The sequence below is a fragment of the Campylobacter sp. genome, from assembly GCF_020024835.1.
Classification (GTDB): Bacteria; Campylobacterota; Campylobacteria; order Campylobacterales; family Campylobacteraceae; genus Campylobacter_D.
Genome location: NZ_JAHHTD010000025.1, coordinates 1 through 22,517, shown reverse-complemented (window position 1 = coordinate 22,517; position 22,517 = coordinate 1). Strand labels below are relative to the sequence as shown.

General features: G+C 26.2%; 20 protein-coding genes. 15 read left to right on the top strand and 5 right to left on the bottom strand.

Annotated elements, in window-relative coordinates; translation table 11 throughout:
* Positions 1-106: 106 nt before the first annotated feature.
* Positions 107-1,309, top strand: coding sequence for a glycosyltransferase family 2 protein (locus QZ429_RS05275; RefSeq protein WP_291952574.1), 1,203 nt, complete (start codon positions 107-109; stop codon positions 1,307-1,309).
* Here the strand turns inward: QZ429_RS05275 and QZ429_RS05270 are convergent.
* Complete coding sequence (locus QZ429_RS05270; RefSeq protein WP_291952572.1) at positions 1,280-2,458, bottom strand: glycosyltransferase family 2 protein; 1,179 nt, start codon at positions 2,456-2,458, stop codon at positions 1,280-1,282. The two genes, QZ429_RS05275 and QZ429_RS05270, sit on opposite strands and share 30 nt — an antisense overlap.
* A gap of 58 nt (positions 2,459-2,516) precedes the next feature.
* Between QZ429_RS05270 and QZ429_RS05265 the strand changes: the two genes are divergently transcribed.
* Positions 2,517-3,515 carry a capsular polysaccharide synthesis protein gene (locus QZ429_RS05265; RefSeq protein WP_291952570.1) on the top strand — a complete coding sequence of 333 codons (999 nt, stop codon included), beginning with the start codon at positions 2,517-2,519 and terminating at the stop codon, positions 3,513-3,515.
* Here the strand turns inward: QZ429_RS05265 and QZ429_RS05260 are convergent.
* From QZ429_RS05260 to waaC, 4 genes are read right to left on the bottom strand one after another with little or no spacing between them, the layout of a single operon-like run.
* Positions 3,512-4,693 (bottom strand): glycosyltransferase family 2 protein, encoded by a 1,182-nt coding sequence (locus QZ429_RS05260; protein WP_291952569.1) that lies wholly within the window; start codon positions 4,691-4,693, stop codon positions 3,512-3,514. The genes QZ429_RS05265 and QZ429_RS05260 overlap by 4 nt on opposite strands.
* A complete protein-coding gene (locus QZ429_RS05255) occupies positions 4,686-6,242 on the bottom strand; it encodes a glycosyltransferase (protein ID WP_291952567.1) in 1,557 nt (518 codons plus the stop codon). The genes QZ429_RS05260 and QZ429_RS05255 overlap by 8 nt, the downstream gene beginning before the upstream one ends.
* A 2-nt stretch (positions 6,243-6,244) precedes the next feature.
* A complete protein-coding gene (locus QZ429_RS05250) occupies positions 6,245-7,114 on the bottom strand; it encodes a lipid A biosynthesis lauroyl acyltransferase (protein WP_291952565.1) in 870 nt (289 codons plus the stop codon).
* Positions 7,111-8,133: a lipopolysaccharide heptosyltransferase I gene (gene waaC / locus QZ429_RS05245; protein ID WP_291952563.1), complete on the bottom strand. Its 1,023-nt coding sequence runs from the start codon at positions 8,131-8,133 to the stop codon at positions 7,111-7,113. The genes QZ429_RS05250 and waaC overlap by 4 nt, the downstream gene beginning before the upstream one ends.
* A 58-nt stretch (positions 8,134-8,191) precedes the next feature.
* Here waaC and QZ429_RS05240 point away from each other — a divergent pair, with 58 nt between their 5' ends.
* From QZ429_RS05240 to QZ429_RS05180, 13 genes are all read left to right on the top strand, one after another.
* Entirely contained in the window at positions 8,192-8,980 is a 789-nt protein-coding gene (locus QZ429_RS05240) for a 3'-5' exonuclease (RefSeq protein ID WP_291952562.1), read from the top strand.
* A 51-nt stretch (positions 8,981-9,031) separates the two neighbouring features.
* Complete coding sequence (gene galE / locus QZ429_RS05235; RefSeq protein ID WP_291952561.1) at positions 9,032-10,018, top strand: UDP-glucose 4-epimerase GalE; 987 nt, start codon at positions 9,032-9,034, stop codon at positions 10,016-10,018.
* Positions 10,012-11,706 (top strand): ATP-binding cassette domain-containing protein, encoded by a 1,695-nt coding sequence (locus QZ429_RS05230; protein ID WP_291952560.1) that lies wholly within the window; start codon positions 10,012-10,014, stop codon positions 11,704-11,706. The genes galE and QZ429_RS05230 overlap by 7 nt, the downstream gene beginning before the upstream one ends.
* On the top strand, positions 11,703-12,770 hold the full coding sequence (locus tag QZ429_RS05225; RefSeq protein ID WP_291952558.1) for a glycosyltransferase: 1,068 nt from the start codon (positions 11,703-11,705) through the stop codon (positions 12,768-12,770). Before QZ429_RS05230 ends, QZ429_RS05225 begins: the two co-directional genes overlap by 4 nt.
* The gene (locus QZ429_RS05220) at positions 12,770-13,870 is read left to right on the top strand and encodes a glycosyltransferase (protein WP_291952556.1); all 1,101 of its coding nucleotides are present in this window, start codon (positions 12,770-12,772) and stop codon (positions 13,868-13,870) included. Before QZ429_RS05225 ends, QZ429_RS05220 begins: the two co-directional genes overlap by 1 nt.
* A 1-nt stretch (position 13,871) precedes the next feature.
* The gene (locus tag QZ429_RS05215) at positions 13,872-16,007 is read left to right on the top strand and encodes an STT3 domain-containing protein (RefSeq protein ID WP_291952554.1); all 2,136 of its coding nucleotides are present in this window, start codon (positions 13,872-13,874) and stop codon (positions 16,005-16,007) included.
* A complete protein-coding gene (gene pglA / locus QZ429_RS05210; protein WP_291952552.1) occupies positions 16,004-17,131 on the top strand; it encodes a N,N'-diacetylbacillosaminyl-diphospho-undecaprenol alpha-1,3-N-acetylgalactosaminyltransferase in 1,128 nt (375 codons plus the stop codon). The genes QZ429_RS05215 and pglA overlap by 4 nt, the downstream gene beginning before the upstream one ends.
* Positions 17,124-17,726 carry an undecaprenyl phosphate N,N'-diacetylbacillosamine 1-phosphate transferase gene (gene pglC / locus QZ429_RS05205; RefSeq protein ID WP_291952550.1) on the top strand — a complete coding sequence of 201 codons (603 nt, stop codon included), beginning with the start codon at positions 17,124-17,126 and terminating at the stop codon, positions 17,724-17,726. Before pglA ends, pglC begins: the two co-directional genes overlap by 8 nt.
* Positions 17,713-18,303, top strand: a complete 591-nt coding sequence (gene pglD, locus QZ429_RS05200) for a UDP-N-acetylbacillosamine N-acetyltransferase (RefSeq protein ID WP_291952549.1) — start codon at positions 17,713-17,715, stop codon at positions 18,301-18,303. The genes pglC and pglD overlap by 14 nt, the downstream gene beginning before the upstream one ends.
* Position 18,304: 1 nt before the next feature.
* Positions 18,305-19,465 carry a UDP-N-acetylbacillosamine transaminase gene (gene pglE, locus QZ429_RS05195; RefSeq protein WP_291952547.1) on the top strand — a complete coding sequence of 387 codons (1,161 nt, stop codon included), beginning with the start codon at positions 18,305-18,307 and terminating at the stop codon, positions 19,463-19,465.
* Between the two features lies 1 nt (position 19,466).
* Positions 19,467-21,230 (top strand): UDP-N-acetylglucosamine 4,6-dehydratase (configuration-retaining), encoded by a 1,764-nt coding sequence (gene pglF / locus QZ429_RS05190; RefSeq protein WP_291952545.1) that lies wholly within the window; start codon positions 19,467-19,469, stop codon positions 21,228-21,230.
* A 115-nt stretch (positions 21,231-21,345) separates the two neighbouring features.
* Positions 21,346-21,723 (top strand): chemotaxis response regulator CheY, encoded by a 378-nt coding sequence (locus tag QZ429_RS05185; protein ID WP_291952543.1) that lies wholly within the window; start codon positions 21,346-21,348, stop codon positions 21,721-21,723.
* Positions 21,724-21,734: 11 nt separating this feature from the next.
* The coding region (locus tag QZ429_RS05180) for a 50S ribosomal protein L11 methyltransferase (RefSeq protein WP_291952541.1) at positions 21,735-22,517 on the top strand (783 nt) is incomplete at its 3' end.

The following is a 22,517-nucleotide window of genomic DNA, read 5'->3' as shown; positions in this document are numbered from 1 at the left end:
GAAAACTCATTGGCACTAATAATAACAATAAATTTATAATTATTTTTCTTGTATTCATTTATCTTTAACATTTATATTAGTATAATTTTAACCAAAAAGAGTATATATGAAAGATCCTTTAGTTTCTATTATCATTCCAATTTACAATGTAGCTCCTTATTTAGAAAAATGTTTAGAAAGTGTTATAAACCAGACTTACCATAATTTAGACATTATTTTAGTAGATGATGGCAGTGATGATGATAGTTTAGATATAGCCTTAAAATATCTTAAAAAAGATGAAAGAATATTTTTAATTTCTAAAGATAATGGCGGACTTAGCTCGGCTAGAAATATGGGATTAGAATTTATAAAGGGCACTAAATTAAGAAGTTTTTTTGAAGACAACAAAGAACAAGACATAATTTCTTTTACTCAAACACATACTTTTAAGACAGATACTAAAATAATAAAAAAGGAAACTATAAAAACAAATTTTATACAAATTGAAAAAAGATATATAAAGACAAATATAGAAAATATCAATGATTTTATAATTTCAAAATTACCAAATTCTATAATACATTTTTTAGACTCTGATGATTATTTATTAGAAAATTGCATAGAGCTTTGCGTAAAAGATATGATTTTAAAAGATTTAGACATTTGTATGCACGGATTTTATGAGTATCATGAAAGCAAATCTCATTTTTTAAAAAATCCTCCGACTGACTTAATGCAAAAAAGTAAAAAAATATTTTTTGATAATGGTTTAAAATTATTACAAGAAAATAAATTTTTTCAATTTTATTTTGCTTGGCAAGGTGCTTTTAAGACTAATATTTTAAATCAATACAACCTCCGTTTTACTAATGGAATTTATCACGAAGATCATGATTTTGGAACTATTTTATTTTGCTTAGCTAAGAAAGTATTTTATATCAATACAGCTTTAATGACATACACAATTAGACAAGGATCTATAATAAACTTTCAAAATACCACTATACCAAAGAATTTACCTAAATATTTAGAGCCATTAAGAGAGCATTTTAGTGATTATAAAGAACTTAGAGAATATTTTCATTTATATTGTTTGCTAATTATTGCTTTAAAAATACGAGATTTCAACAACAAAAATCATTTTTTAAAAAAATCATCAAAAAGTTATTTGCATTCTATAATAGAAAATAAAACCGCAAAAGACCCTCTAAAAATCTACGATAATTTGAAATTTATCAAAATCTATAAGATATATTCTATGTTTAGATTATATATTAGACATCCTAAAAAAATCATCTCACTTTTTATACTTAAAACTCAAAAATAATCTAATCATTACATATTTAATTTTTGAAATTTTATAAGACTTTAATAATTTTAATGATTCTTTAGCACATAAAGGATCTTTTTTAAATTTATTGATCTTAAAAGCATTTTTAACATAAAAACGCAAAATAATATTTTTCAAAAGTAAAACAATATTTTTATCTTGATAATTGTTTATAAATTTAACAATTTCTAAAGCTATCACAACCCAACTATAAGCTTTAAAATATTCTTTTGTTAAATATGCATCTTTATCAAAAGCATCATAAATTATTTTAAGATGAGGAGGAATATTTTCTGCGGTAATCTTTTTATCTTGATTTGTTGAAGAATTTGCACGAATTCTATAACAATAAAGTGCTTTAGGGTATATATACACATACTTAGCTTGAGCAAAAAGTAAAATTCCAAATAAATGATCTTCTGCAAAGATACCATTTAAAAAATATAATTTTATATTTTTTAAAAATTTAAAATCTATCATACCATTATAAACAAAAGAAAAATCTTTCATATTACTTCTTATAAGGTATTGCAACCATTCAAATAAACTAATCTTTTTTTCTGATTTTATATTTATGTCTTTTAATCTACTATCTTGACTTTCATTTTTACAAGCAATCTCATAACGCTTTCTTTCATCAAACCAAACAATCTCCACCCCTTCCATTCTAGGAACACATTCTTCTATGCAGTTTAATTCCCAGTAATCATCACTATCTAAAAAGATAATATAATCTATAATAGGGTAAGAAAAATTAGTTAAATCTTTTTCATTATTAAAAGCTTTAGGGCTTTTATAAGCTTTGTATATATTGTAAGGATTACTATCACTTAGTTCAAATTCAATTAAAGAATTTTTGTTAATTTGTGTAGTAATGTTTTTAAGTTTGTATTCTCCACTAAAATATTCTATGCCTACATTTCTAGCAGTGCTTTGACCGCCATTTTCTTTATCAAATAAAATAAATCTTTCATCTTTTAAAGTGTATTCTTTAGCTATATTAAGTGAATTTTCATCTGTGCTTCCATCATTAACTAATACTACTTCTAAATTTTTATAAGTTTGATTTATAACACTATCTAAACATTCTCTTAGATATTTTTCTACATTATATATAGGGATAACTACGCCGACTTTTTTATTCATTTTCTTTCCAAGTAATTTTTTTGATATTATATCAGATAAAAAATTATGGAAAATACAAATGAAAAATCATAAAAATAACTTCTTACTTTACAACAATTTCACAAGAAATTTAAGTAAAATTATACCCATTAAATCATTAAGAAGAAAGTTAAGAAACCATATAAGTTACAAGATAGAGCACCCAAAAGTAGCAAATTATCTTACTATTAATTATATCAATCCTTTTTTAGAAGGAAAAATCCCTCATTTTACTTTTGAAAAAAAACATCATTTTAAAAATGATAAAATCATTTGGCAATTTTGGTATCAAGGTAAAGACCAAGCCTCGCCACTTATACATCGATGTTTTAAATCTATACAAAGGCATATGGGGGGGGGTGATTATACTATCATCATTTTAGATAAAGATAATATAGAAAATTATCTTGATTTTCCGCCCCTTATAAAAGAAAAATTAAAAAATAATTTTTTTGGAGAAAAAACTATCGCTTTCTTTTCAGATCTTTTAAGAGTAGCTTTACTTTCTACTTATGGAGGGATATGGTGTGATGCTAATATATTTTTAAGTGATAAAATTCCACAAAGCCTGTGCGAGGAGGATTTTTTCGCCTTTGAAAGGGCACAAAATAAACCAAGCAAAGAACAACTAAAGAGTTTTATTAAAAGTGGATATTTTTCTTATGGGTATTTTAATTACAATGATGATTTTAAAGTTAAATTACTTAGTAGTTTTATTATCTCAAAAGCTAATAACAAAAATGTCCAAGCTTTAAAAGATATACTTTTATATTATTGGGAAAATGAAAATTCCAATACAAACCATTATTATTTTGTCCTACACATCATTTTTGAACTCCTAAAAAACCACGGCTATACCAACAAAATCTACAAAAATATGAGCGATATAGAATGTCATTTATTACAATTTTATGCGAAAGAAAAATTTGATCCTTGTTTATGGAGTGAAGTCAAAAATCAAAGTTTCTTACATAAACTCACGCATTTTAAAACTATAAAGAAAAATTCTATGATAGATAAAATCATTATGCAAGATTAATTTTTAAAGATATTTTTTATCTTATGCCAGATTTTGTATATATCATAAGGAAGAGTAAAATTAATAAATGGCTTTATAATCACTAATTCTTTTTTTAAATTTAAAGGGTCTTTTTTAAATTTTTTAATCATTAAAGCCTTTTTCGCATAAAAAGACAAAAATGCTTCTTTAATAGCTTTTGCGTTTTCATCATTTTTATCTTTAAAAAATTCTATTAAATTTAAAGCTGTTACTACTCTACTATAAGCTTTTAAGTATTTTTTAGCTTCTTTTGGATTTTGATTAAAACTTTCATATATATCATTAAAATAATGTGTTATATTTTCTTTACTTACTTTTTTATCGTGATTTGATATGCTATTTGCCCTTAAAATGCAACGATACAATCTTTTAGGCAAAACATAAATTTTACTAGCATTAGCAAATAAAACCATACCAAAATATATATCTTCATTGATGATTTTATCGATAAATTTAAGTTTTATGCTTTTTAAAAAATGAAAATCTATCATACCATTCCAGCCAAAAGAAATGTCTTTTGATCCTATGTTAATGGCTTTATTAGCATATTCTTTAGGGCTTATAATACATTCATTGTGATAATTAAAAATATCCATTCTATTTATTTGCCCCTTATCTTTAATGCCTTTTTCATAAATGCAAGAATGATTAAACCAAAGCACATTAACATCACCCATTCTAAGAACACACTCTTGTATGCAGTTTAATTCCCAAGAATTATCACTATCTAAAAAGATAATATAATCTATAATAGGGTAAGAAAAATTAGTTAAATCTTTTTCATTATTAAAAGCTTTAGGGCTTTTATAAGCTTTGTATATATTGTAAGGATTACTATCACTTAGTTCAAATTCAATTAAAGAATTTTTGTTAATTTGTGTAGTAATGTTTTTAAGTTTGTATTCTCCACTAAAATATTCTATGCCTACATTTCTAGCAGTGCTTTGACCGCCATTTTCTTTATCAAATAAAATAAATCTTTCATCTTTTAAAGTGTATTCTTTAGCTATATTAAGTGAATTTTCATCTGTGCTTCCATCATTAACTAATACTACTTCTAAATTTTTATAAGTTTGATTTATAACACTATCTAAACATTCTCTTAGATATTTTTCTACATTATATATAGGGATAACTACGCCGACTTTTTTATTCATTTTCTTTCCAAGTAATTTTTTTATTTTTTATAGTATCTAAATAAATTTTATGATTAATTTCAAGCATATTTTTTGCATTTTCCTTATGATAAATATGATAAGCTAAAGCATTAAATTTAAGTCTTTTAAATGTGCCATTATTAAATAAAAATCTAGCTACAAACTCACTATCTTCCCTACCCCAGCCTATAAATTTTTCATTAAAACCATCAATAGCCTCAAAATCACTTTTATAAAAACTCATATTGCAACCCCTTATACCCTTAATAAGTTGTGATTTTTTAAAAATTTTTTTATCAAGTTTTGAAAATTTATACACACACCAAGCTAAAAAAGTATTTTTTTGATTTTTAAAACTTTTTTTAACAAATGCTAAATTAAAATCATTTTTATCTAAAAGTTCCTTACTTTCTTTTTCATCTAAAATAACTCTAGAACCTTGTAAAAATACTTTTTTTTCAGCAAATTCTAAATGATTTTTTACAAAATCTTTTTCTAAAATCATATCTCCGTCTATTAAAATAATATATTCAGCACTTGAAGCATTAATTGCTTTATTTCTTATCATACTCAATCTAAAACCATCATCTTCTTGCCAAATATGTCTTAAAACACAAGGAAAATCTTTTTGATAAATTTGTATAAGTTTGGCTGTATCTTCTTTGCTACCATCATCAGCTATTAAAACCTCATCAGGTAAAATACTTAAATTTTTAACACTATCAAGCACTAAGGCTAATCTTTCTTTTTGATTATAAGTTGTGATGATTAAAGAACAAGTTTGTGGCTTTTGTAGTTTTAACTCATATAATTTCATATATTTAAAAAATGCTCCAAGCCCATTGCATAAACTAATTACAAAGCCTTTGTATCCATAAAAAATTCCTCTTTTTAAAAAATAATTTCTAAAAAAAGTCCAATTACCGCGTATTAAAGCCTTAAAAACACTACTATCTTTATGTAAATTTTGTAAAGCCCAAAGACTTGAATATCTTTGAAGTTTATCAAGCAAAGCACTTATATCCTTAAAAGCATAGTGTTTTAAACCGCTTTTTAATTTAATTTTTTGTGTATCATTATGGATAATCAAACTCTCATGAACTAAATTATCATTAAATCTAGTATGTGTTTTGTTAAATACACGCATTACATAATCAGGATACCAGCCACAAGCTTTTATCCACTCATTATTATATAAATTTTCTCTTGGTAAAAATAAAATTTGATTTGTTTTTAGCTTCATCTTAGCAAGTTCATCTAAAAATTCCTCTTTAGCAAGCTCATCTGCATCGATATTAAAAACCCACTCATTATTTGCATAAGAAAGAGCTAAATTTTTTAAAGCCCCAAAGCCTATAAATTTACTTTGATAAATTTTTAAATGAGGATAATCATCTTGAAATTGCTTAGCAATATGTAAAGTATCATCACTGCTTTCATTTTCTATCAAAATAATCTCTCCAAAATCTTTAACTGATAATAAGCAATCTTTTAAAGTATTTTTTGCATTTTTTACAATCATTATCACAGAAATTTTTTTTAAATCCATATTTAAACCTTATACAAATTCATATTATTTTTAAATCTTTTATGAAAGAAAAAATATTCATCAGGTTTAAATTTAATCATATCTTCACAACATTTTGCTTGATATGAAGTTAATTCTTTTATACTTTTTTCATCTGCAAACATAGCTTCAAAGGTTTTAATAAAAAAAAATTCATTTTTTTGATACACAAAACAAGGCAAAATAACGCCCTTTACCTTTTTTGCAAGCACACTTGCACCAGAAATAAAATTCACTTCTTGATTAAAATATTGTATTTTTATACTTTCATTATCACTAGCGTGTTGATCAGTTAGTATCCCAAGTATCCTACCTTCTTTTAATGCTTTTAGCATTTTTTTAAGTCCGCCTTTTTTTTCGATGAGTTCTATGTTAAACTGCATACGATTTTTACTTAAAATTTTATCCATAATCTTACTATCTAATGGTCTTCCAACTATAGAAATACCTTTAAATTTAGCTCCAAAAAGTAAAGCTAAAAGCTCCCAATTACCATAATGAGCCGTAGTTACAATGATAGGAATTTTTTTTTGAATGATTTTAAGAATTTCTTCTTCATTTTCAAAACAAATTTTATCAATGATATCTTTTTTGTTAGCATTTTGATTTTTTATAAAATCTATACCAAATTTAGCATAATTTTTATAGATATTAAGACTAGTTTCATCACGCCAATTCTCATCTTTATCAGGAAAACAAATTTTAAGATTTATATCGATGATTTTTCGGTGTTTTTTGTTAAATTTATAACTTAATAAAGCTACTAAATTAGCAAACTTATAAAGTATTTTTTTAGGTAAAAAACTAACTAAAAATTTTAAAATATAAAAAAGACTCAAATAAATATAATTCATTTTTTTTCCAAAAGCTCACAAGCTAATTTAAAAATATCTTTTTCATCTATATTTTGTATGCAAAAATCACTTTTATCTATGTGCTTTGAGTAAAGTATTTTTTTACCAGCATTAATTGTTTTATTTATAGCTGTTTCATAAGTATTTCTCTGGCTTGGAGTAGCTCCAAAGATAGTAATAGAAGGCTTATTTAAAGCAAAAGCAAGATGAGTAGGACCGCTATCATTACCGATAATCAAATCAACCGCCTTAGTCAAAGCACATAATTGACTTAAATTCAATTTTGGTGCCAAATCTATCTTTAAGTGCTTTAAATTTAAAACTATTTCTTTAGCAAAATTAAATTCATCTGCACTACCCCAACCTAGTAAAATCTTTGCATTTGCAAAATGCTCTAAAAGCATTCTACAAAGTAAAGTCAAACGCTCTTTTGGATAAATTTTATTAGGCATTGATGATCCTACGTGAATTAGTATAGTTAAACTTGCTTCTTTTAATGAAAGTGTTTGCTCTAGCTCATCTTTTAAATCATCATCTACATAAAAACAACTTTGCTTTAGCCTAATGTCCTCATATTCAAAATGCTCATTTAAGACATAAGCTACTAAAGACAAATTACGCACTATGATATTTTCTTCATAATTACAAGCAAATTTATGTCTATAAAAATTACTTGCAAAACTCTCTTTTATGCTATCTTGATCAAATCCAAAAGTATTTGCACATAAAAATTTACTTACTATTGCTGACTTAATTAAACCTTGTAAATCAATCACGACATCGTATTGATTTTGTCTAGCTTCTAAAAGAATAAAAAAACATTCCTTAATTTTTTTTTCCTTTAAAGGCAAGGCATAAACTTCATCAATCATAGGATGATCTTGTAATAAACTCGCAAATTTTTTATCTACAAACCAATCAATACTAGCTTTTGGAAGATGTTTTTTGATAAATTGCAACACGATAGCAGTATGGATAATATCCCCAAGTGCTGATAATTTTACTAGACCTATTTTCATTTATAACTTTAATTTTTAATTTTTTGTTATGATTTTATCAAATATTATTTAAAAAAGGTTGATAATGCAAGAATATATATGCGTATTTGATTGTGAAAGCATACCCGATGTAGAGTTGATTAAGCAAATTTATCATTTTAATGGAGATGATTTAAGTATAAGCAAGCAAGCCTTACAAAAACAAAAAGAAGAAAGCGGAAATGAATTTTTACCCTTGCCTTTTCATAAAATAGTTAGTATTTGTGCGGTTATAGCAGATAAATTTGGAAATTTTATAAAAGTTAATAAAATCAAAGGTGAAAATGAAAAACAAATGCTAGAAGATTTTTTTAATTTTATAAAAAAATCTCAACCCCGCTTAATTAGTTTTAACGGAAAAAATTACGATATGCCATTACTTGTAATTAGAGCTTTAAAATATAATATTGACGCAAGTGCTTACTTAGATATAAGTGATAAATGGGATAATTATAAAAGCAAATATGCTGAAAATAAGCATTGTGATTTATTAGAATCTTTAGGAAGTTTTGGACAAAAAGGATTAAAACTTGATACGCTTTGTACTATGGCAAATTTACCAGGAAAATACGATGTTAGTGGCGATCAAGTATTAGAACTTTTTTATGCAAATGAACTTGAAAAAATTCACGAATACTGCGAAAGTGATGTGCTAAATACCTATATGCTTTTTTTAAAATATGAACTCATTAAAGCAAATATCACAAAAGAAGATTATCTAAATATTTTAGAAAATTTTAAAGAAGAGCTTTTAAAACTTACCACAAAAAGCTATCAAAAACCTTTTTTAGAGGCTATAGAAAGAGAAAAAAATATAATTTTGAATTAATTAATAAATGTATATTAAAATTTAAAAAACTAAATGCAAAAAAGGCAAAATATGAAAATTTTAATAACTGGTGGAGCAGGATATATAGGATCTCACACATTAAGACAATTTTTACAAACTGACAATGAAATTTGTGTTTTAGACAATCTTTCAAAAGGAAGCAAGATTAGTCTTGATGAGCTTTCAAAAATTAAAACTTTTAAATTTTTTGAACAAGATTTAAGTGATTTTACTAAAATCAAAAAAATTTTTAAAGAAGAAAAATTTGACGCTATAGTGCATTTTGCTGCAAGCATAGAAGTGCCTGAAAGTATGCAAAATCCGCTTAAATATTATATGAATAATACTGCTAATACAAGTAATTTAATCCAAACTTGCCTAGAAACAGGTGTAAAAAAATTTATCTTTTCCTCAACTGCTGCTACTTATGGCGAGCCACAAACTCCAGTTGTAGATGAACAAAGTCCGCTAGCTCCTATTAATCCTTATGGCTATAGCAAATTAATGAGTGAGCAAGTATTACGCGATGCAAATATGGCAAATCCTGATTTTAAATACTGCATATTAAGATATTTTAATGTAGCTGGAGCTTGTATGGATTACCCTATAGGACAACGCTATTTAAAAGCTACTTTGCTTATAAAAGTTGCTGCTGAAGTAGCAGCTAGAAAACGAGATAAACTTTATATCTTTGGCACAGATTATGATACTAAAGATGGCACTTGCATTAGAGATTTTATCCACGTTGATGATATTTCAAGTGCTCATTTAGCAGCTTTAGCTTATTTAGAAAACAATCAAAGCAATATCTTTAATGTAGGCTATGGACACGGATTTAGCGTCAAAGAAGTAGTTCAAACAATGAAAGAAGTAAGCGGTGTTGATTTTAAAGTTGAATACGCTTTAAAAAGAGCAGGAGATCCTTCAGTTTTAATCTCAAATGCTAATAAAATCAAAACTTTAACTTCTTGGAAGCCAAAATTTGATGATTTAAAGCTAATTTGCAAAAGTGCTTATGAGTGGGAAAAGCAGTGTTAAAAAAATTATTTTTTATACTTAATTCTCACGATAAAAAATTTTTATTTGCTTTACTTGTATTTTCTATTTTTATAGGATTTATTGAAAGTTTTGCTATATCTTTGATTATGCCCTTTGTTTCTATAGCAAGTGATTTTGAGCTTTTAGAAAAAAGTTCTTATTTTAAACCTATTTATGAGTATTTGAATTTACCCTCATATAAACTTGTGGCTTATTTTGGTTGTATTTTAATAATCTTTTATATTTTTAGAGCTTTTTTAAATGCTTTTTATTTCCATTTGTTAGCTTGTTTTTCTAAAGGGCGTTATCATACTTTTGCTTGTAGAATTTTCAACAAATATCTTCACCTTGAATATGAAAATTTTACCAATAAAAATCAATCAGAGCTTCTAAAAACTATCACTCAAGAGGTTTTTCACTTAAGCACGCTAATAAGTGCATTTTTGCTAATGCTAAGTGAAAGTTTTGTGGTATTTTTGCTTTATACTCTTTTGTTAATAATCAATTATAAAATTACTTTAATTTTAAGTGTTTTTTTATTATTAAATGCCTTTATTTTGATAAAACTTCTTTCGCCATTAGTGAAAAAAGCGAGCTTTGCCAGAGAAGAAGCTATGAAAAATTATTTTGAAATTTTAAATGCAAATTTAAATAATTTTAAAATTATAAAATTAAAAACGAAAGAACAAAGCATACAAAAATCATATGAACTTCAAAGCGAACTTTTTGCTAAAGCAAATATTAGCAATGAAAGCATATCAAGCATACCAAGAATTTATCTTGAAGGTATGGGTTTTTGTATGCTTTGCTTGATTGTTGTATATTTAGTTTTAAGATATGAAAGTGATATTTCCTCTATTTTAGCGACTATAACTATTTTTGTAGTTGCACTTTATCGTTTAATGCCTAGTGCAAATCGCATTATCACTAGTTATAATGAAATTATTTATTATAAAAATTCTTTAGATATTATTTATGATATCTTAAACGAAAAAGAAGAAAAACTAGGAAATAAAAATATAGAATTTAAAGAAAAAATAGAGCTTAAGAATCTATTTTTTGCTTATAAAGGCAAGAGAAATTTATTTAAGGGTTTAAATTTCACACTTTTAAAAAATGAAAAAATAGCATTTATAGGAAAAAGTGGTAGTGGAAAAAGCACTTTAGTAGATCTTATAATAGGACTTTTAAAGCCAAATAATGGAGCTATTTTTATAGATGGAGTAAAATTAGATGAGAATAATCTAAAAAGTTTTAGAAGTAAAATTGGCTATATTCCTCAACAAATTTACCTTTTTAATGACTCTATTGCTAAAAATATCAGCTTTGGAGAAGAAATTGATGAAAAACTCTTAGAGCAAGTTATCAAACAAGCTAATCTTGAAAATTTTGTAAATTCACTCGAACACGGAATTTACACTAAAGTGGGAGATTCAGGTTCATTTTTAAGCGGTGGTCAAAGACAAAGAATAGCCATAGCAAGAGCACTTTATCAACAACCTCAAATTTTAGTTTTAGATGAGGCAACTAGTGCTTTAGATCAAGAAAGTGAAGCAAAAATTATGGATGAAATTTATAAAATTTCTCAAGATAAAACTTTAATTATCATAGCACACAGACTATCTACCATACAAAAATGCGACAGAGTTTTTGAAGTTGATCGTGGTAATTTAAAGGAAAAAAAATGAAAATATGCTTCATTATTGCGACTTTAAATTCAGGTGGAGCAGAAAGAGTTTTAGTAACTTTAGCAAATGAGCTTTGCAAAAAACACGATATCACTATCATCAAATTCCACAAAGAAGAATCTTTTTACAAACTAAATTCAACTATAAAATTACTCACACTCAAACAATTTGATTTTTCCACTATTTACAACAAAATCGCCTCACGCATTAAAAAATTTCAAGCTTTAAAACAAATTTTAAAAGAAAATTCTAGCGATGTTTTTATTTCATTTTTAGATACAACTAATATTGCTTGCATTTGGGCTAAAAAAGGATTAAAAACACCTTTGATTATCAGCGAACATAGCTCACACGCTTATTTAAAATCAAAAATTTGGAAATTTTTACGTAATTTTAGTTTTCCATACGCTGATGCTTTAACCGTGCTTAGCAATGATGATAAAAATTATTATGAGAAATTTGTTAAAAAAGTGGTAAATATGCCTAATCCTTGCCATTTTGAACTTACTAAAAATGAACTAAAAAAAGAAAATATAGTTTTATTTGTAGGAAGACTTGATCACAATAAAAACACTTCAATGTTTTTAAAAGCCATAGCAAGATTAGATAAAAATTTACAAAATAATTATGAATTTTTAGTCGCAGGAGATGGGGAATTAAAAGAACAACTTCAAAACGAAGCAAATGAACTTAATTTAAAAATCAATTTTTTAGGCAAAGTATCTAATATACAAGCACTTTATGAAAAAGCTAAAATTATTTGCCTTTGCTCATATATTGAAGGATTACCGACTATTTTATTAGAGAGTTTATATTTTCAAGTTGCACGCATTAGCACAAAATATTTAAGCGGACATAAGGATTTAATTAACGATAATTACGATGGATTATTAGTTAATATAAATGATGATAAAGACTTAAGCATAAAGCTTAATTTACTTATGCAAGATGAAAATTTAAGACAACATTTAGTATTAAATGCTCTTAAAAGATGTAAAGATTATGAAGTTAATAATGTAGCAAATAAATGGATCAATTTGATAAATGAAATAAGGGCTAAATGATGAAAAAACTTGCGATTTTTATATACTCATTAGGTAGTGGCGGAGCAGAAAGAGTCGTTTCAACCTTACTTCCAATGCTTAATTTAAAATACGAAATTCATTTGATTTTAATGAATGATAAAATCTCTTATGAAATACCTGAAGTAAATATTCACTATCTTGAAAAATCAACTCCAAACGAAAATAATTTATATAAATTTTTAAAACTTCCTATATTAGCTTTAAAATATAAAAAATTATGTGAAAAATTAGACATTAATTTACAATTTGTCTTATTAAATCGTCCTAATTATATAGCATTAATAGCTAAAATCTTGGGTTTAAAATCTACTCTTATCATTAACGAATGCACTACTCCAAGTGTTATATATAAACACAATAACTTAAATTCTTTTATCAACAAATTTTTGATTAAAAATTTATATAACAAAGCTGATTTGATTTTAGCTAATTCTTTAGGAAACAAAGAAGATCTTTTACAAAATTTTAATATCCACGCAAACAAATGTGATATTTTATATAATGCTATAGACATAGAAAATATTATAGAAAAATCAAAAGAAAGTATCGATTTTAAAGAGCCATTTATACTAAGTGTTGGTAGGTTAGATTATGGAAAAAACCATTCTATGCTTATTAAAGCTTATGCAAAAGTTAAAACAGATTTAAAGCTTGTAATCTTAGGAGAAGGAATTTTAAAAGATGAACTTTTATCTTTGATTAAAAAATTAAATTTAGAAGATAAAGTATTTTTACTCGGCTTTGATAATAATCCTTACAAATATATGAGCAAGTGTGATTTTTTTGCTTTTGCTTCTTCTTTTGAAGGTTTTTCAAATGTATTAATAGAATGCTTAGCTTGCAATACTGCCGTGCTTTGCACTGATCATAAAAGTGGAGCAAGAGAATTATTTTTAGATAACAAATTTGGACTTTTAGTCAAAGTTGATGATGAATATGCTATGCAAAAAGGTTTAGAAAAAATGATAAATGATACAAATTTAAAAACAAACTATAAAAACAAGGCATTTGATAGAGCAAAAGACTTTGATAAAATTCAAATTGCTAAAAAACTTTTTGATTTTTTTAATAAGGCTTAAAATGAAATTAAAACAAAACTATATTGAAAATAATTCTATTTTTTATACTTGTATTCTAATTCTCATCGCATTTATTTTTAGTGTGCTATGCAGACTTTATTGGATAACTTGGGCAAGTGAATTTTATGAATTTTTCTTCAATGATCAATTGATGATTACAACTAATGATGGATATGCTTTTGCAGAAGGTGCAAGAGATATGATAGCTGGATTTCATCAGCTAAATGACTTATCTTATTTTGATAGCTCACTTTCTACTTTAACTTATTGGCTTTATAAAATCTTGCCTTTTAATCTTGAAAGCATTATGGTTTATATGAGCACTTTTTTTGCATCATTAATAGTCATTCCTATAATCTTAATAGCAAGAGAATACAAACTAACAACCTATGGCTTTATAGCAGCTTTATTAGCAAGCATTGCAAATAGTTATTACAATCGCACAATGAGTGGCTATTATGATACTGATATGCTAGTCCTTGTTTTGCCGATGTTAATTTTATTTTCTTTTATAAGATTGACTATAAATAAAGATGTTTTTACATTACTTTTAAGTCCTTTTTTTATAATGATTTATCTTTGGTGGTATCCATCTAGTTATTCTTTAAATTTTGCTATGATAGGACTTTTTACACTTTACACTTTAATATTTCATAGAAAAGAAAAAATTTTTTACTTAGCTATTATAGTGATGATTATAGCTTTGAGTATGTTAGTTTGGTATTATAAATTAACTTTAATCGTATTATTGTTTGCTATTTTTGTTTTAAAAGAAGAAAAAATTAATTTTTATATGATTTGTGGTTTAATTTTCACAAGTATTTTGATTTTATTTTTAAGTGGTGGATTAGATCCAATTTTATATCAACTTAAATTTTATATTTTTAAATCTGATGATGTCCAAGATTTAAAAGAGAGTGCATTTTTATATTTTAATGTCAATGAAACTATTATGGAAGTAAATACCATAAGCCTTGAAGTATTTATGCAAAGAATTAGTTCGAGTATAGCAGTATTTGTCTTATCTTTTATAGGTTTGTTTTTTTTATGCAAAAAACACAAAAGTATGATTTTAGCTTTACCTATGCTTGCATTAGGCTTTGTAGCTTTAATAGCCGGACTTAGATTTACCATATATGCAGTTCCTGTAATGGCCTTAGGCTTTGGATATTTTTTACATATTTTCATTACATTTTTGCAAAAAAAGAAAATACTTTCTAATTTTAAAGATATTAATATCGTTTTAATTTTTGCAAGTATTTTTGCATTAATACCTGCCATAATACACATATATAATTACAAATCTTCCACCGTTTTTACTTCTTATGAAGCACAAATTTTAAATGATTTAAAGCAAAAAGCACAAAGAGAAGATTATGTTGTTGCTTGGTGGGATTATGGTTATCCTATACGATATTTTAGTGATGTTAAAACTTTAATTGATGGTGGAAAACATTTAGGAAAGGATAATTTCTTTTCTTCTTTTATACTAAGTAAAGATCCTGTTTCTGCTGCAAATATGGCAAGACTTAGTGTAGAATATACCGAAAAATCCTTTAAAGAAAACTACCCTGATATTTTAAAAGCTATGATTAAAGATTATAATCAAACTAGTGCCAAAGATTTTTTTGAAAAAATTAGTGATAAAAATTTTAATTTTCATAAAAAAACTAGAGATATTTATATTTATATGCCTTATAGAATGCTAAGTATTATGCCTATTGTAGCTCAATTTGCTAATACCAACCCAGATACAGGAAATCAAGAAAAAAGCTTATTTTTCTCTCAAGCTAATGCCATAGCTCAAGATCAAGCTTCAAGATCAGTAATGCTTGATAATGGAGTTGAAATTGTTAATGATTTTAGAGCCTTAAAAATAGAAGGAACAACCATTGCTTTAAAAGCATTTGTAGATATTGAATCCATTACAAATGGTAAGTATTTTTATAATGAAATAGATCCAAAATCTCAAATTTATTTATTATTTTTAAGAGAATATAAAAGCTTCATTATTTTAGATGAAAATCTTTACAATAGCACTTATATACAAATGTTTTTACTCAATCAATACGATAAAGACTTGTATGAGCAAGTCATTGACGATACAAGAGCTAAAATTTATAGGTTAAAAAAATGAAAATAGGAATTTTAACCCATAGTGCTATGAGCGTGTATTATTTTAGATTAGCACTCATTAAAGCTTTACTTAAAAGAAATCACGAAGTTTTTATCATCACTCCAAAAGATGATTTTTCTTTAGAACTTGCTAAGCAAGGCTATAATATCTGTCATTACGAGCTTGCAAGATCTAGTGTTAATCCTTTTATAATTTTAAAAAATCTTTTAAGTTTAAAAAATACTCTAAAAAAGTTAAATTTAGATTTTTTACAAACAAGTGCGCATAAGAGTAATACTATAGGCATAATAGCTGCAAAAATGGCTGGTATAAAATATACTTTTAGTTTAGTTGAAGGTTTAGGGAGTTTTTATATTGATGATGATTTTAAAAGTAAATTAGTTAGATCAGGAATTAATTTTTTATACAAAATCTCCTTTAAACTAGCTAATGGTTTTATTTTCGTCAATGAAAGCAATGCCTTTTTTATGAAAAATTTAGGTTTAAAACAAAATAAAATCAAAATTATTAAATCTGTAGGAGTAAATTTAAAACAATATCTACCATTAAAAATTCCTTTAGAAGAAAAAACAATATTTTTAAATGAATTTAATATACCGCAAAAACCGATAGTTTTAATGATTTCAAGAGCATTATGGCATAAGGGAATCAAAGAATTTTACACGGCTGCTTCGATTTTAAAAGAAAAAGCAAATTTTATTTTAGTTGGAGGAAGAGATGATAATAAATCTTGCGCACCACTTGAATTTTTAAATTCAAAAGAAGTATTTTATTTAGGAGCTAGAAAAGATATTGCAAAATTACTAAATTTATGTGATATTTTTGTCCTGCCAAGCTATAAAGAAGGCTACCCAAAAACTATTTTAGAAGCTATGGCTTGTAAAAAAGCTTGCGTAGTAAGTGATGCTGAAGGTTGTATTGAAGCAGTGGAAAATGGTATAGATGGTTTAATTTGCAAATGCAAAGATAGCAAAGATTTAGCAGAAAAAATTCAAATTTTATTAGAAGATTTAGTATTAAGAGAAACTTTAGCTAAAAATGCTTTTTTAAAAGCTCAAAATTATGATGAAGATAATATTGCCTTAGAATACATAAATTTTTATAAAGGATTTATTGATGTATAAAAATGGATTAAAAAGAGTATTTGATTTTTGTCTTGCTTTGATTTTACTAATTATATTTTTACCTTTTATTTTATTTATAGCTCTTATTTTAAAACTAATCCAAGGAAGTATAATTTTCAAACAAGCAAGACCAGGGCTAAATGAAAAAATATTTTATATTTATAAATTTAAAACTATGAGTGATGAAAAAGATGAAAATGGAGAATTATTAAGTGATGAGATACGTTTAAAACCTTTTGGAAAACTAATAAGAAACTTAAGTTTAGATGAATTACCTCAACTTTTTAATGTGCTCAAAGGCGATATGAGTTTTATAGGCCCTAGACCCTTACTAGCTGAATATCTTTCTTTGTATAATGATGAGCAAAAAAAACGCCATAATGTAAGACCTGGTATCACAGGATGGGCACAAGTTAATGGAAGAAATGCTATATCTTGGGAACAAAAATTTAAATTTGATGTAGAATATGTCAATCAATGTTCTTTTTTATTTGATCTAAAAATATTTTTTATGACTATCATAAAAGTATTAAAATGCAGTGATATTAATAAAAAAGGAACAGCAACAACGGACAAATTCAATGGACACAACTAAAAGTATTTATATTTATGGAGCTAGCGGGCACGGCTTAGTTTGTGCTGATGTAGCTAAAAATATGGGGTATAAAAATATCATTTTTTTAGATGATAATAAAGGTTTGCAATACTCATCTAAATTAGAAAAGCACGATATGTTCGTAGCCATAGGTTCTAATATTATAAGAGAAAAAATTTTTAAAAAAGTTAAAAAAGATGGTTTTAAATTAGTAAATTTGATACACAAAAGTGCTATTATTAGCACAAAGGCATCTTTAGACGATGAAGGTATTTTAATTATGCCTAATGTTATAATCAATGCAAAAGCTTATATAAAAAAATGTGTGATCTTAAATAGTGCTTGTGTGGTTGAACATGAATGTTTTGTAGATGAATTTACGCATATTAGCGTAGGTGCTAAACTTGGCGGAGCTGTTAAAATAGGCAAAAGATGTTTTTTAGGAATTAACTCAAGCGTAATTCCTTGTTTAAGTATAAATGATGATGTGATTTTAGGTGCTGGAGGAGTTATAATTAATAATATAACTTCAAAAGGCGTATATGCTGGAGTTCCTGCAAAAAAAATAAAGGATTAAAATGAGATTTTTTTTATCTGCACCACATATGAGTGGTAAAGAGTTAGAATACATCAATAAAGCTTTTAAAAGCAATTATATAGCACCTTTAGGGGAATTTGTAAATGCTTTAGAACAAAGCATAAAAAATTATACAAAAAGTTCCAATGCTTTAGCACTAAATGCAGCCACTGCGGCTATACATTTAGCACTTAGAGTTTTAGGAATCAAGCAAGGTGATATCGTTCTTGCCTCTAGCTTTACTTTCATAGCTTCGGTCGCTCCAATTTCTTATATGAATGCTACACCTGTGTTTATAGATTGTGATCAAACATATAATTTAGACGTAAATTTATTAAAAAAAGCTATAAAAGAAAGTCCTAAAAAGCCTAAAGCACTCATACTTACTCATCTTTATGGCAATGCTTCTAAAATGAATGAAATTGTTCAAATTTGTAAAGAAAATGAAATTTATTTAATTGAAGATGCAGCAGAAGCATTAGGAAGTTTTTATAATAATAAGGCATTAGGTACTTTTGGAGATTTTGGCGTATATTCATTTAATGGCAATAAAATCATCACAACAGGAGGTGGTGGTATGCTAGTAAGTGAAAATAAAGATTTATTAGAAAAAGCAAGATTTTATAGCACTCAAGCAAGAGAAAATTGCCTACATTATGAACACAAAGAATATGGCTATAACTATAGAATGAGCAATATATTAGGTGCTATAGGGACAGCACAAATGGAAGTTTTAGATGAAAGAGTGGAAAAAAAGCGTCAAATTTACCAATGGTATAAAGAATTTTTAAGTGAAAAATTTACCTTTTTAGATGAATTGGAAAATTCTAAATCGAATCGTTGGCTTAGCACTGCTTTGCTTGATTTTAATATAAATAAACTTAATACCTATGAAAAACATTGCATTTGTGAAAACAAAAATATTCAAATACAAGATAAAATTTTAAAAATAATCCAAATTTTAAAAGACAATCAAATAGAAAGCCGTCCGCTATGGAAACCTATGCATTTACAACAACTATATAAAAACCACGATGCGTATTTGAATGGAAATAGCGAATTTTTCTTTAGCAATGGAATTTGTCTTCCAAGTGCAACAACTATGCAAAAACACGATATAGAAGAAGTTTCTATGCTAATTTTAAAAGCTTTAAGGGATTAAAATGGACTACAAAAGCAAACGCTTAGGATTTTTCCTAGGTGCTGATATTTTACTTTTTGTAATTAGTATATATTTATCTTTTTCCTTACGTTTTAGTGCAGATATTCCAAAGGAATTTTATGAGGGAATGTTTAAAAGTGCTGTGATTTTAATTTTATTAAAAATTATTTTTCTAGCATTACTTAGAATTTACCAAGTAGCGTGGAGATTTTTTTCACTAAATGAAGCAAGAAAATTAGTCATAGCTTTAGCTTGTGCAGAATTAGTATTTTTAGGAATTTATTTTTTATATGATGATTTTTTCAATCCCTTCCCAAGAAGTGTAATTGGCATAGATTTTGTAATTTCTTGTATGCTAATTGGAAGTTTAAGAATTAGCAAAAGAATGTTTGTTGATTTTAGAAAACCAAAATATAACGAAGAATATCCTTGTATTGTTGTAGGTGCAACATCAAAAGCCTTACATCTTTTAAAAGGAGCTAAAGAAGGAAATTTAGGACTTTTCCCAGTAGCTGTGGTTGATGAACGTAAAAATTTAATAGGAACATATTGTGATAAATTTATAGTAGAAAATAAAAAAGCTATTAAAAAATATACTCAAGAAGGTGTCCATACAGCCATTATTGCTTTAAAATTAGAACAAGATGAACTAAAATCCTTATTTGATGAATTAATATCTTATGGTATAAACGATATAAAACTTTTTTCTTTTACTCAAAATGAAGCAAGAGATATTAGCATAGAAGATTTACTTGCTAGAAAACCAAAAGATTTAGACAATGCTTGTGTGATTAATTTTATGAAAAATAAAATTGTTTTAGTTAGTGGAGCTGGAGGAACTATAGGTAGCGAACTTTGCAAACAATGTATAAAATTTGGCGCAAAACACTTAATAATGCTTGATCATAGTGAGTATAATCTTTACAAAATAAGTGAAGATTTAAGCGCAGATAAAGAAAAAATTGAAGTTGTAATGACAAGCATTTTAGACAAAGAAGCACTTGAAAAACTTTTAGCAAATCATAAAATAGATCTTATATTACACGCAGCAGCCTATAAACACGTGCCTTTATGTGAGCAAAATCCACATTCGGCTATCTTAAATAATATAATTGGGACTAAAAATTTAATTGATATTGCTAAAAAATATAATGTCAATAAATTTGTTATGATAAGCACCGACAAAGCGGTTCGTCCAACTAATATTATGGGTTGTACAAAAAGAATTTGCGAATTATACGCTTTAAGTTCTAGTCAAACAAATTTTGAAGTAGCTTGTGTCCGATTTGGAAATGTCTTAGGCTCAAGCGGTAGTGTCATACCTAAATTTAAAAATCAAATTGCAACAAACAAACCTATAACCCTAACTCATCCTGAAATTATGCGTTATTTTATGCTAGTAGATGAAGCCGTGCAACTTGTTTTACAAGCTGCTGCGATCGCAAAAGGCGGAGAATTATTTGTATTAGATATGGGAAAGCCGGTAAAAATAATGGATTTAGCAAAAAAAATGTTACTTTTATCTAATAAAAATTTAGATATAAAAATTACTGGATTAAGAAAAGGTGAAAAATTATACGAAGAGCTTTTAATTCACGAAGATGATGTAAAAACTAAATACGAAAGTATTTTTGTTACCACTAGTGAAATTCAAAATTTAGATAAATTAAATATGGACATACAAAGATTAGTCCAATCTACAAATCCAGCTCAAGTTTTAAAAGAAATTGTTCCTGAATTTAATCATAATAAAAATGGGGAATAATTAAATCTTGTTTTATTTTAAATGATATAATTTGGATTTTACTTGATTAATATAAATAAAAACGATAAAATTGCATTTTTAAAAAATGTGATTGAAATCAAACAAAGGAAAAAAAGTGAAGTTATTGGTTGTTGATGATAGTTCTACAATGAGAAGGATAATCAAAAATACTTTAGTAAGATTGGGACACAAAGATGTTTTAGAAGCTGAACACGGACTTGAAGCGTGGGATTTACTTTCACAAAATGATGATATAAAAGTTTTGATCACTGACTGGAATATGCCGGAAATGAATGGCTTGGAATTAGTTAAAAAAGTAAGAGCCGAAGAAAAATATGCTGATATGCCTATCATTATGGTTACCACTGAAGGTGGTAAAGCTGAAGTTATCACTGCTTTAAAAGCTGGTGTTAATAACTATATCGTAAAGCCTTTTACTCCTCAAGTATTAAAAGAGAAACTTGAAGATGTCTTAGGAAGTAATGAAGGTTAATTCCTTATTCTATGCAAAAATACTACTATGAACTTTTTTTTCAAATAGACAAGGAATATATAAAATTATTCCTTGATCTAATTTTTTCTCTTGGTATTGACGCGATTGAAGAAAAAGATGATGGTATATATATAAGATCTGAAGAAGAATTAGAGCTCATTCATTTAGCTATACAAGATTTTCATAAAAAACTTTGTAAAAAGTTGCAATTAGAAATTCCTCTTTATTCTACTATAAAAAGAAAAGAAAATAAAGACTGGATAGAAGAATATAAAAAAGGGATTAAAGCTTTAAGTGTAGATAATATACATATACATACCACATGGCAAAAACCTATAAAAAATAAAATTAATATCATTATTGATCCAGCCTTAGCATTTGGTTCAGGACACCACGAAAGCACATATACTTGTATAGAATTTATACAAAAATACACAAAAAAATTAGACCATTGTCTTGATGTTGGATGTGGGAGTGGAATTTTAGGTATTATTATGGCTAAATTAGGTGCTATAGTGCAAGCTTGCGATACTGATGAATTAGCTATTTATGCTAGTCAGGAAAATGCTAAATTAAATGATATTGCATTTGATAAAATATGGGTTGGTTCGGTTAATCAAAGCTTACAAAAATATGATATAGTTGTCGCCAATATCATTACAGATATTTTGATAATATTAGAAAAAGACTTAAAAGAAAAAATAAAAAATGGTGGTATTTTAATATTATCTGGTATTTTAAACAAATACAAAGAAAGAATTGAAAATAAATTTAAAGATTTGACTTTATTAGAG